An 11095-nucleotide genomic window follows, 5' to 3' on the forward strand; every position below is an offset into this window, starting at 1 on the left:
CGACGACGACGTCGTCATCGACGTCATGGTCAAGGGGCCCACGGACTCGGTCGCCGTTCGCGGCGACGTGCCCGGTGCGACTGCCCGTTTGCCCGTCCACCCAACGGGGCATTTCTAGAGCCCCGACGTTTGGAGGTGGTGAACATGCCCAACTCGTCGATCAAGAACGAGGGCATGTACGAAGACCTGCGAAAGCAGGGCAATTCGAAGGAGAAGTCGGCCCGCATCTCGAATGCCGTGGCCGCGCGCGGAAAGTCGGCGGTGGGCAAGAAGGGCGGCGAGGCGGGCACCTATGACGACTGGACGGTGCCCGAATTGAAGAAGCGCGCCAAGGAACTCGGCTTGTCCGGTTACTCCGGACTCACCAAGGACAAGTTGATCTCGGAACTGCGCAACCACTGAGTCCGGGACACATGGACGTCGACCATCCGGAGGACGACCAGCGCTGGGATCACGGCGCCCGGTCGGAGACCGAGACCGAACGGCTGGACCGCAACTGGTCGAACCTTCTCCAGGAGTTGCGGGTCGTGCAGACCGGCGTCCAACTGTTGACCGGTTTCCTGCTGACCCTGCCGTTCCAGCAGCGTTTCGACATCCTCGACGGCGACATGCGCGTTCTGTACCTGATCACCGTGGGCTGCTCGGTGGCCGCGACCGTGCTGCTCATCGCGCCCGTCGGCATCCACCGCATTCTCTTCCGCCAACGTCGGCTGATGGCCCTGGTATCTGCCGCGCACCGGCTGGCCTATGCGGGCCTGCTGTTGCTTGGATTGGCGCTGGTCGGAATGACGGTCATCGTCTTCGACGCCGTGTCGGGGCGCGTGGCCGGCATCGCAGCCGGCGCAGTGGCATTGGCGGCCTTCGCGGCGTTCTGGGTGCTCATCCCGGTGTGGATGCGGGTTTCCCGTAGCTGAGCGACGGGTACCCGGTCGCGAGTCGAGCGGAAGTGAGAGCCGGTCATGGCCTCCAGACATTCGAAGCGGGATGAGAAGTCGTCACGGGTCGAGGCAGTGATGGTCGTGATGCTGTTTGCCGTGGCCACGGCCGCCATCTCCGCTGCCATGGTGGTGCACGTCGTCTCCGGCGACGCGACGGCGGCGCGGACACCCGCGACCGTCGCTGCCGTTCAACAGCCCATCAGCCAGGAGGGCAGGCTCGTCGCGGTGTCACCCACGTCGTTGACCGCCGAGAGCGTCGACGGATTCGCCCGCACCTACGTCATCGACTCCCAGACGAATGCCATCACCACGAAGGGCGGCCTGATCGGTGGCGCCGCAACTGCGTTCGCAGTCAACGACGAAGTCGCGATCGTCGGCGTCGTCCGCGACGGCATCGCGGTGGCCACCGCCGTCGCCGAAAAACGGGTGAGCAACCTCAACGGCCCGCCGATGGACGGGGTCTGAATTCGGTGATGCCCGTCTCCGGGTGACGTAACGTCGTTGACGTGGCGGGATCACTCACCGTCAGCGCCGACGACCTGGCTGCGCTGGAGTTCTTCGCCGGGTGCCCGATCGAAACCCTTGGGCCGCTGGCCGCACGACTGCGGCCACTGACTGCGCCGCCTGGCCAGGTGCTGATGCGCCAGGGGGAGCATGCCGATTCGTTCCTGCTCATCGGATCAGGGCGAGCGCGAGTCACCCACACGGGCGCCGACGGCGAGGTCATCGAGGTCGAGGTGACACCAGGACTCATCGTCGGCGAGATCGCGCTGCTGCGGGATGTTCCACGGACCGCGACGGTCACGGTGACCCACGGGCTCACCGGATGGGTCGGCGGCCGGGAGGCCATCGCGGCGATGCTCGACGTGCCGTTCATGATGGACAAGCTCGTACGCACCGCACGCCAACGTCTCGCGACCTTCGTGACGTCCATCGCGGTGACCATGCGCGACGGGACCGAACTTCACCTGCGGCCGGTGCTCCCCGGCGACAAGGAGCGCACCGCGCACGGGGCCGTTGAGTTCTCCAGCGAGACGTTCTACCGACGGTTCCAGACGACGCGGACGCCGACGGCGTCTCTCATGGCCTACCTGTTCGAGGTCGACTACGTCGATCACTTCGTCTGGGTGCTCACCGACGGCAGGGGCATCGACGCGCCGGTCGTCGCCGACGCCAGGTTCGTCAGGGAGGCGAGTCCCGCCGTCGCCGAAGTCGCCTTCATCGTCGGCGACGACTACCAGGGTCGCGGGATCGGCACCTTCCTGATGGAAGCGCTCGCCGTCGCGGCGCGCAGTGAGGGCATCCGTCGATTCACGGCCCGCGTGTTGGCGGACAATGTCCCGATGCGAACCATTCTCGATCGCTACGGCGCGACATGGCAGCGCGACGAGCAGGGCGTGGTCACGACCGCGTTCGACGTCCCGCTCGTGCGCGATCTCTCGTTGTCACCCGCGCTCTATCGCGAAATCCGTTCCGCCGCACGCCAAGTGGTCCGAGCGGTCGGCTGATGAAGCCGCCTCTGTCCAAGGACACCCGGCTGTGCATCTCGCTGGCCGCGCGACCCAGCAACATCGGCACGCGGTTTCACAACCACCTCTACGACGTACTCGGCCTCGACTTCGTCTACAAGGCGTTCACCACCACCGACATCGCGGCCGCGATCGGCGGTGTGCGTGCGCTGGGCATCCGCGGTTGTTCGGTGTCGATGCCGTTCAAGGAGGACGTGCTCGCGCTCGTCGACGAGGTCGAGGCCTCCGCGCGGGCCATCGGTTCGGTCAACACCATCGTCAACGAGGACGGTCACCTCACCGCGTCCAACACCGACTATCTCGCCGTGCAGCGACTCATCGACGAACACGGTATCGACCCGGCGGGGCGGGTGTTGATCCGTGGCAGCGGCGGGATGGCCAGCGCGGTCGGCGCGGCGTTCCGCGACCATGGCTTCACGTCCGGGATCGTCGTCGCGCGCAACGAGGAGAGCGGGCGCGCGCTCGCCGATCGCCTCGGCTACGACCATGCCGCCGAGGTCGGCTCCCACACCGCATCGGTGATCGTGAACGTCACTCCGATCGGTATGGCTGGCGCCTCGGAAGCCTCCGAGAAGGCCTTCGGCGAGGCGACCATCGCCGGCGCGACGACCGTGTTCGACGTCGTGGCGCTGCCGTCGGAGACACCCTTGATCAGGGCGGCGCGCGACGCGGGCGTCGACGTGATCACCGGCGCCGAGGTGATCGCGCTGCAGGCCGCCGAGCAGTTCGAGCGCTACACCGGGGTGCGACCGACGGCCGAGCAGGTGGCCGCCGCGTCGGCGATCTCGCGGGCCTGACCTTCAGGGAGCGTTGATCACGATGATCGGGCGGCGCACCCGTTCGAGCACGAGGGCGTTGAAACCGGCATACATCATCCGGGCCTGGACGAACCAGTTGATCGACGAGTGCACAGCGGCCGCTGTCGGAGACGCGTCCGCCGGGAGCGGTATCTCGAAGGGCAGGACCACGGTCGCACCGGCGCGCAGCGGAATTCGCTTGCCCAGCGTCACGATTCGGCCGTCCAGTTGGCCGCCGGGGCCGGGCGCGCGGGTCAGCGGATGTGACTCGCGCTCGCGCTGCCACGACACGGCGAGGTCACCATCGGGCAGGTCCATCGTGGGTGTCAGGGTCGCCTGGCCGGTGATGGTCTCGCCCGCCCGCCACACCGGCTTGGACAACGTGATGTCGATGACGGTCTCGGCCGCACCGGAGACCACCTCGAGGGGTTCGACGTAGGACTCGACGTCGCCAGTGCCGATGAGCACGGTGAACTCGCCGCTGGTGACCCGATTGTGATTGGCGGACCGGCCGCCGCGGTCGATGGTGAGCCGGCATTCCCAGCGGGCGATCGCCGATGACGACGCAGGCGCCCACGACGGCACGCGGAACGTAGACGACGCACCGGTGAACTCACCCGCAGCGATCGGGACGTCCTCGGCGATGACGCTCACCCAGTCATCGGTGTCGCGGTCGCCGCCGTAGTCGGTGCCGGCCTGATCGGCGGTCCAGATGCTGTCGTTGCCTGCGGCCGCGGCGGAGTCGGCACGGCCGGCCCAGTGGTAGTGGTAGAAGTTCGCGTAGCCCCAGTCCAGGCGCGCCGATCTCACCTTGTCGATCGGCTTGTCGGTGGTGACCGTCGCCTGGACCGTCTGTCTTGGGGTGACGATCCCTGGCGACACGACGACCGACGGGCCGCCGCCGCGATTCAAGAGACCCACTGCGGCTATGGCTTCCTTCCGTACTTCGCCCGGTTCGCGGCGTACTCCTCCGGGTGGGCCTCGGCTTCGGCCTGCGCCTCGGACTGCTGGACGGCGGTCATGGCGTGATCGTCGTCTTCTCGTCGATCTGCGACGTGGCGTCCATCAGGGGCGCGATCTGATCCTCGGTGCCGTTGGCGCTGAGTTGCAGGACGTAGATGCCACTACCGTCGCTGGCCGGAATGGCGACGGTCTTCTTCGCGATCAGTCGCTTGGCGCCGTCCTTCACGTATGTGGCGCCGCTCTGGTAGGCATCGAAACCGCCGAGCTTGGCATTGTTCCCGTCGCCCGCGCTCTCGTAGCCGGGCAGATTCTTCAGTTCGCCGGGTGCGTACTGAAAGATCTTCGTCGCCTCGACATTGCCCGTCAGCTTGGACACGATCGCGACGATCGACGGCGGGTCGGCGGCCATCGACGGATCGGTGAACACGATCGCGTCGTACGCACCCTGGGGAGTCTTGGCGCCCGCGTCCGCCCAGCCCTCGGGCGTCGGCAGATCGATCGCCGGCGCACCCGGATCCCCGCGCTTGACGGGGGTCTCGGTGATGCCGTTCTCCTGGATGTAGTCGGCGATCGTCGGGTTCGCGCCGGCGGCCGGTGAGGATGAAGTCGAGGATGGCGCCGCGCTGCTGCTGGACGCGCTGCTACTTGCCGACGAACTACTGGACGCCGCCGAGGAGGAACTCGCGGCGGTCTTCGAGTCCGACCCGCAACCTGCGAGTGCCATCCCTAGAGCGACGAGGGCGATGGCGACGCCACCCGCGGTGGTGTGCATTCTCATGAAGTCTCCTGTCGAGGGAAGCGGGTGAGAGCCTGCGGTCGGCAAACTGAAAGTACACGTCAATTGACGGTGACGGTCAGAATCCGATCTGACGGGGTGCAAACTCGTTGCTCACGTTGCCGGTCAACGATTCGTCGTACGGATCGATCGCCGTCACCGGGGCCCCTTCGGTGAGGTCGAGGGCGTCGAGTTGCACCCAGATGGTGCTCGGGCTGGTGGTCAGCTCGAAGAAGTAGGTGCGGTTGGTCAGGTCGCTCACCGAGCGGTACTCGGTGTTGTAGACGCCGAACTCGGCGTAGGGCGCGCCGAACGGCACCGACACGTTGCGCATGATCGCCATGACGCCTGCCACCGCCTGGCGCTGGCTGATCGGCTTGGGTAGCAGCGCCGAGTAGTAGGCGGCCCGCTGGAACCTGTCAACGGCGTTGACGTTGCCGGGCAGCGCTAGCGAGCTGTCGGGATGCGAGAAGTCCTGCGCGGCAAGCAGTTCGAGTTGCTCTTCGTAGGTCGGATCGTTGGTCATCAGGGTGAACTCGCGGCCGTGGTGCACGACCAGCTCCCCGTTGGCGAATTCCATGATCGCGGAGTCGCCGTCGGCGTCCTCGACGGCGAGGTGCAGCGTCGCCTCGAACCCGTGGGCGCTCACCATCACCAACTGGACCGCGTCCATCAGCGCAACGGCGTCGGCGACGGTGGCCGCCTGGTCGAGCACGTACTGCGCCCACAGACCGGTGTGCAGCCCGGGGAGGTCGGGGTTGCGTGGCCCCACGTCGGTCGACTTCAAGTAGAGCCCATGGACGGAGACACCGCGCTCGTTGAGGCCGTCGACGGTGCCGATTCCGTATACGGTGGTCGCGAGGTTGGCGTACGTACTGGTCCACCGCAGCGGGTTGTCGGGCACCACCACCTCGCTGAGCATCAGGCCACCGTCACGCTTCTGGCCCCGCGGGAAGCCAACGATCAACGGTTCGGTCGACTCGGGCCAATCCATGCTCCGGCCCGTCAGTACGGCGATGTCATTGGTATTCCACAACACTCGGGTGCACATCAGATCAGCTCTCCTCGTGTCCGAGTGCGGCGTGTCCTCCCGCGTTGTCGACGCCCGTCAGCGTAGCCGTGGTACCAACGCTTCATGCGCGTCTTCGCGTCCTGCGTGGCGATCGTGCTGTGCGCGGCGTGCGGGCAGGGCGCCGTGCCCCCGTCTCCAGGGACCTCGGATGCGTCGCCGTCGGCGGTGAACCCGGCTCGGGTGCAACGCGTCCGCTCTGATCTTCCGGACGGTTACGAGGTCGCCGACCTGTCCGGTCGGGCTGCGCCGCTGGAGCTGTGGGGTTTCGGTCAGGCGTGGACGGCGGACCCGAGCCACTGCGGTGCGCTCGCCGATCCGGCGGGTGACGGCGCCGACGGGGCTGTTCATGGCTGGTCCGCCTCCGGCCCCGGCGGCATCGTCTACGCCGTGGTGGCCGTTGCACCCGTCGGCCTTGATCCGGTGCTGGCGGCGTCGTGCGGCACCTGGACCCTGTCGGCCGGGCCCACCAGCGGCGTCGTCACCCTCGTCGGACCGCCTGCCGTCGACGGCGCGTCGACGCTGGGCATGGCGACCGACGCCACCACCGTCGTCGAGGGTGGCACCGAAACCCACACACACGCCGACACGTTCATCGCCTACCTGGGCGAGCACGTCGCCTACGTCACGGTGGTCACCGATCCCGGCGTCGCGGGGCCGGCCCTGCGCGCGGACTTCGCGTCGGATCTGCTCGTCAAGACGGTGGCGGCGATCCGCGGGTGACGGTTCGCGGGCAGGTAGATTGACGGCGATGCTCAGGACGCTGCTCGCCCTCGCCTCTGCGCTCGTGTTGGCCGCGTGCTCGGATGCTCCGGCCCAGGACGGCTCGAAGGCGGACATCGCCAAGGTGCTCGACGTGAAGTCCAATTTCGGGCCGGAGTTCAAGACGACCACTGTCGCGCCCACCGGAATCGACCCGCGTCTGCTTGCGCCACAAGCCCTTCCGCGCGGAGCGGCGTTCGATCCGCCGGACTGTGCGAAGGTGGCGACGGGCCTGATAGTGCCGCCAGGGGTTAAGGGCAACATGGCCGCGACGACGGCCGAGGGCGATGGCAACCGGTTCATCGTAATCGCGGTGGAGACGTCCGAGACACTGCAGATGCCCGACCCTGGCGAGTCGTGCAAGAAGGTCGCGTTCGCCGGTGGTGGCGCGCGCGGCCTGGTCGAGGTCGTCGAGTCGCCTGCGATCGACGGAGCCCGCACGCTCGGTACACATCGGGTGGTGCAGACGATGGTCGACGGCAAACCCGCGACTGGCGAGCTCTACAACTACGTCGCCAGCTTCTCGACGTTCATGGTCATCGTCACCGCCAACCCGCTGGTCGAGCCCAACAAGCCCGTTGCACCGGTGAACACCCAACGGGCACGCGACCTGCTGTCGGCCGCCGTCGTTGCGGTGCGCGGGACCTAACGCACGTCGCGGGGGCGGAACTGGATGCTGATCCTAGGACCGGTCGGTTTCGCCGTCTTGGGCACGGCGTGTTCCCACGTGCGCTGACACGAACCGCCCATCACCAGCAGATCCCCGTGGCCCTGGGGCAGCCGCAGCGACCGGCCGCCGGAACGGGGACGCAGCGCGAACATCCGCGTCGCGCCGAGGCTGAGGATCGCCACCATGGTGTCCTCGGTGCTGCTGCGTCCGACGGTGTCGCCGTGCCAGGCCACGCTGTCGCTGCCGTCGCGGTACAGGCAGAGGCCCGCGGAGGTGAACGGTTCGCCCAACTCGCGGGCGTAGATGTCGTTGAGGCGTACCCGCAGCCGCGCGACCTCCGGGTGCGGCGCGGGTTCGGACATCAGGTCGTGGAAGCTGACCAGCCGGGGGACGTCGAGCATCCGGTCGTACATCTGACGCCGCTCGGCGCGCCACGGGATGTTCGTCACTAGCGTGTCGAACACGTCCTCCGCACCAGCGCCAATTCCCCGGTCGCTGCGCTCCTGCCCGCCGAAGAGCCAGCCGGCGCGGACGTCGATCCACGCGCCGTCACCCAAGTCACGCCGCTCGTCGTGGTCGAAGAGCGCCCCTTGAACCATCAGACCGGTCTCTGCCACGCGGGAGAGTCTATCGCACAGACGTTCGAAGTTACAGGTTGGCGGCGCCGGGTCCGCGTTGCGCCAGGACGTCGCCGGGATTGGTCAGGACGCACGTCTTCAGGCTCAGGCAACCGCAGCCGATACAACCGGTGAGGTTGTCGCGCAGGCGCTGCAGGTGCACGATCCGTTCGTCGAGGTCGGTGCGCCAGCCCGCCGACAGGCGTGCCCAGTCCTTGCTGGTTGGCACGCGATCGATGGGCAGTGTCCCCAGTGCCTCGCGGATGCGGGCCAGTGGGATGCCGAGGCGCTGCGACATCCGGATGAACGCTACGCGGCGCAGGGTTTCGCGCGGATAGCGTCGTTGATTGCCCGACGTGCGGCGGCTGACGATCAAGCCCTCGCGCTCGTAGAAGTGCAGCGCCGATACCGCCACGCCACTGCGGTGGCTCATCTCGCCGGGAGTCAGCTCGAGCACGTCCATGACCTCAACGATAGTTGAGGTGAGGATCCGCGTTACGGTGCTAGTCATGACGGGTACGACGCTGGGCGCCAATTCAGAGGTGGGGACGCTGCGGGTCGTGATCCTGCATCGGCCGGGGCCGGAGCTTCAGCGTCTCACCCCGCGCAACAACGACCGGCTGCTGTTCGACGGAATGCCGTGGGTGGCGCGCGCGCAGGAGGAGCATGACGCTTTCGCGACGCTGCTGCGATCACGTGGGGTCGAGGTGTTGTTGCTCGCCGACCTGCTGACCGAGGCGCTGGCCAGCGGCGCCGCCAGGATGCACGGCATTTCCGCGGCGGTCGACACCCGCCGCTTGGGACTGCCTCTGGCGCAAGAACTCTCGGCCTACCTCCGAACGCTCGACGTCGAGCCCTTGGCGCGCATCCTGATGGCCGGCATGACGTTCAGTGAGCTGCCGTTCTTCGGCAGTGAGCTGTCGCTGGTCCAGCGGATGCATCACGACGCCGACTTCGTCATCGATCCGTTGCCTAACCTGCTGTTCACCCGCGACTCGTCGTTCTGGATCGGGCCGCGGGCCGCGATCACGTCGCTGGCCCTGCCTGCGCGCATTCGCGAGACCTCGCTGACCGACCTCATCTACGCGCACCATCCGCGGTTCCTCGGCGTGCGGCGGGCCTATGAATCGCGCTCGGCCCCCGTCGAAGGTGGCGACGTGCTGCTGCTGTCCCCCGGCGTGGTCGCAGTCGGCGTAGGGGAGCGGACGACGCCGGCGGGTGCGGAGGCGTTGGCGCGCAGCCTGTTCGACGATGGCCTGGCGCATACCGTGTTGGCCGTGCCGATCGCACAGGAACGCGCGCAGATGCACCTCGACACGGTCTGCACGATGGTCGACGTGGACGCCGTGGTGATGTACCCGAACATCGTCGACTCGCTGTCGGCGTTCACGATTCGGAGCAAGTCGTCCGGCGTGACGATCGAGAGCGCGGCCCCCTTCGTCGAAGCGGCCGCGGACGCGATGGGCATCAACAAGCTCCGTGTCATCGACACGGGCCTTGACCCCGTCACCGCCGAGCGTGAGCAGTGGGATGACGGAAACAACACCCTGGCGCTGGCGCCCGGCGTGGTGGTCGCGTATGAGCGAAACTCCGAAACCAATGCGCGACTCGCGGATTCGGGTATCGAGGTGCTACCGATCTCGGCCTCAGAACTCGGCACCGGACGCGGTGGTCCGCGATGCATGTCGTGTCCGGTCGCCCGCGACCCGCTGTAGATCACACCCGAGATTGCGCCGAAATAGCATTCCCTGTCGTTGAGGTGTCCGTTTAGTCGCCGTAGCTACTGCCTCGGCGGGCCGCCCATGCCTCACCGACGCGCTGAAGCACGTCGTCGGGCCGGTCTTCCGAGATCACCTTGACGTGCAGCCAGCCCTGCTCGTGGATGCGTCGAAGCCGCTTGACGTCCCATGCGTAACGGATGCGGTCGGTCCTGTGTTGATCACCGTCGTACTCCACGGCGATCCTGACGTCCTCCCATCCCATGTCTAGGCAGGCGAACGCGTAACCGAAGTCATCGACTACCGGGATCTGGGTACGCGGTCGTGGATATCCGGCGTCGATGAGCAGGAGTCGTAACCAGGTTTCCCTTGGAGACTGCGCACCGCCATCCATCAGATCGATGGCGTGGCGCAACCGTCGAATACCTCGGGCTCCCTTATAGCGGTCGATCAGCGGTGCGACGTGGTCAGCGGCGAGACCGGTTGCGCGGGAGAGGGCATCGAGGTGCGTCACTGCGGCTTGGCGAGGAAGGTAGCGGCCAAGGTCGTATGCGGCTCGCTGCGGAGTGGCCACCGCCATGTCGTTCATTTCGACGACGTCGTCGTCGGTGAAGTGGTCGTTGCGAGTGATGATTCCGGCGGGCGGCCGGTTGTTGCGCCACAAGAGTTCGATCGGCGCGCGCTCGTCCACCCAGAGCGAACCGTGGATCGCCGACGCCGCTCGGCCGGTTATCGGGCCGCGACGACCGGACCACAGCCAGGCCCCGACGGCGTTGGCGTACAACGACGGTTCCGCAATCCGCGGCGTGTAGACGTCCGGATAGATGGCGCGGTACCTCGAGCGCAATTGACCCCACGTGACCTCACCGCGAGCGAGCGCCTCGCTACCCAAGAAGATGGTTCCCATAGCACAGGAGCTTGACGCGGTGATCCGACATTCCACGAGACAGCAGCAATGGTTATCAACAGCGCGTGGCAGCGACAGGGAATGCTATTTCGGCGGGGCGGTGGGCCCGGGACGGGGCTATCGCCAGCTGGGCAGCCAGATCTGCATGTTCCACGTCGACTGCGAGATCGGAAGCCCGGTCAGAATCGGATACATCCAGGCGAAGTTCGTGATGACAGCCGCGACGTAGATGCACGCGACGAGCAGGCCGAGCGTTCGTCGCTCGGCGTTCTGCCTTGGCGCGTACAGCACGTCGCCGAGGATCAGCGCGATCATCATCACCAGGAAGGGCGCCATCGGAACGGCGTAGA

General features: G+C 67.2%; 14 protein-coding genes and 1 pseudogene. 8 read left to right on the forward strand and 7 right to left on the reverse strand.

Going from position 1 to position 11095, the window contains the following annotated elements; all coding sequences use genetic code 11:
- Nucleotides 1-144 precede the first annotated feature (144 nt).
- The 5 genes from QOI01_RS08070 to QOI01_RS08090 are packed head-to-tail and all read left to right on the forward strand — an operon-like array spanning nucleotide 145 to nucleotide 3264.
- On the forward strand, nucleotides 145-402 hold the full coding sequence (locus tag QOI01_RS08070) for a Rho termination factor N-terminal domain-containing protein (RefSeq protein WP_526379710.1): 258 nt from the start codon (nucleotides 145-147) through the stop codon (nucleotides 400-402).
- Nucleotides 403-413: 11 nt separating this feature from the next.
- Nucleotides 414-914: a DUF6328 family protein gene (locus QOI01_RS08075; protein WP_526379712.1), complete on the forward strand. Its 501-nt coding sequence runs from the start codon at nucleotides 414-416 to the stop codon at nucleotides 912-914.
- Between the two features lie 45 nt (nucleotides 915-959).
- Nucleotides 960-1403: a hypothetical protein gene (locus QOI01_RS08080; protein ID WP_526379714.1), complete on the forward strand. Its 444-nt coding sequence runs from the start codon at nucleotides 960-962 to the stop codon at nucleotides 1401-1403.
- 41 nt (nucleotides 1404-1444) lie between these two features.
- Entirely contained in the window at nucleotides 1445-2446 is a 1002-nt protein-coding gene (gene pat, locus QOI01_RS08085) for an acetyltransferase Pat (RefSeq protein WP_526379716.1), read from the forward strand.
- On the forward strand, nucleotides 2446-3264 hold the full coding sequence (locus QOI01_RS08090) for a shikimate 5-dehydrogenase (RefSeq protein ID WP_526379718.1): 819 nt from the start codon (nucleotides 2446-2448) through the stop codon (nucleotides 3262-3264). The genes pat and QOI01_RS08090 overlap by 1 nt, the downstream gene beginning before the upstream one ends.
- Nucleotides 3265-3267: 3 nt before the next feature.
- Here the strand turns inward: QOI01_RS08090 and QOI01_RS08095 are convergent, their stop codons facing one another.
- The 3 genes from QOI01_RS08095 to bsh all read right to left on the reverse strand — a co-directional run bounded on the left by QOI01_RS08095 (nucleotide 3268) and on the right by bsh (nucleotide 6053).
- The gene (locus tag QOI01_RS08095; protein WP_526379720.1) at nucleotides 3268-4185 is read right to left on the reverse strand and encodes a hypothetical protein; all 918 of its coding nucleotides are present in this window, start codon (nucleotides 4183-4185) and stop codon (nucleotides 3268-3270) included.
- Nucleotides 4186-4282: 97 nt separating this feature from the next.
- The gene (gene lpqN, locus QOI01_RS08100; RefSeq protein WP_526379722.1) at nucleotides 4283-5005 is read right to left on the reverse strand and encodes an envelope biogenesis lipoprotein LpqN; all 723 of its coding nucleotides are present in this window, start codon (nucleotides 5003-5005) and stop codon (nucleotides 4283-4285) included.
- Between the two features lie 76 nt (nucleotides 5006-5081).
- Complete coding sequence (gene bsh, locus QOI01_RS08105; protein WP_526379724.1) at nucleotides 5082-6053, reverse strand: bile salt hydrolase; 972 nt, start codon at nucleotides 6051-6053, stop codon at nucleotides 5082-5084.
- A gap of 84 nt (nucleotides 6054-6137) precedes the next feature.
- Here bsh and QOI01_RS08110 point away from each other — a divergent pair, with 84 nt between their 5' ends.
- A complete protein-coding gene (locus tag QOI01_RS08110) occupies nucleotides 6138-6794 on the forward strand; it encodes a DUF5642 family protein (protein ID WP_526379726.1) in 657 nt (218 codons plus the stop codon).
- Between the two features lie 28 nt (nucleotides 6795-6822).
- Entirely contained in the window at nucleotides 6823-7482 is a 660-nt protein-coding gene (locus QOI01_RS08115) for a DUF5642 family protein (RefSeq protein ID WP_526379728.1), read from the forward strand.
- Here QOI01_RS08115 and QOI01_RS08120 read toward each other — a convergent pair.
- Both QOI01_RS08120 and soxR read right to left on the reverse strand, forming a co-directional pair.
- Nucleotides 7479-8102 carry an alpha-ketoglutarate-dependent dioxygenase AlkB gene (locus QOI01_RS08120; RefSeq protein ID WP_526379736.1) on the reverse strand — a complete coding sequence of 208 codons (624 nt, stop codon included), beginning with the start codon at nucleotides 8100-8102 and terminating at the stop codon, nucleotides 7479-7481. The genes QOI01_RS08115 and QOI01_RS08120 overlap by 4 nt on opposite strands.
- A gap of 49 nt (nucleotides 8103-8151) precedes the next feature.
- Complete coding sequence (gene soxR / locus QOI01_RS08125; RefSeq protein WP_526379730.1) at nucleotides 8152-8583, reverse strand: redox-sensitive transcriptional activator SoxR; 432 nt, start codon at nucleotides 8581-8583, stop codon at nucleotides 8152-8154.
- A 46-nt stretch (nucleotides 8584-8629) separates the two neighbouring features.
- Between soxR and arcA the strand changes: the two genes are divergently transcribed.
- Nucleotides 8630-9835 carry an arginine deiminase gene (arcA, locus tag QOI01_RS08130; RefSeq protein ID WP_526379732.1) on the forward strand — a complete coding sequence of 402 codons (1206 nt, stop codon included), beginning with the start codon at nucleotides 8630-8632 and terminating at the stop codon, nucleotides 9833-9835.
- Between the two features lie 52 nt (nucleotides 9836-9887).
- Here arcA and QOI01_RS08135 read toward each other — a convergent pair whose 3' ends face one another.
- Nucleotides 9888-10745 carry a putative endonuclease domain-containing protein gene (locus tag QOI01_RS08135; RefSeq protein ID WP_526379734.1) on the reverse strand — a complete coding sequence of 286 codons (858 nt, stop codon included), beginning with the start codon at nucleotides 10743-10745 and terminating at the stop codon, nucleotides 9888-9890.
- A gap of 117 nt (nucleotides 10746-10862) precedes the next feature.
- A pseudogene (locus tag QOI01_RS08140) lies at nucleotides 10863-11095 on the reverse strand (dolichyl-phosphate-mannose--protein mannosyltransferase); the annotation flags it as partial.

The organism is Mycobacterium sp. (assembly GCF_032162605.1).
GTDB lineage: Bacteria > Actinomycetota > Actinomycetes > Mycobacteriales > Mycobacteriaceae > Mycobacterium.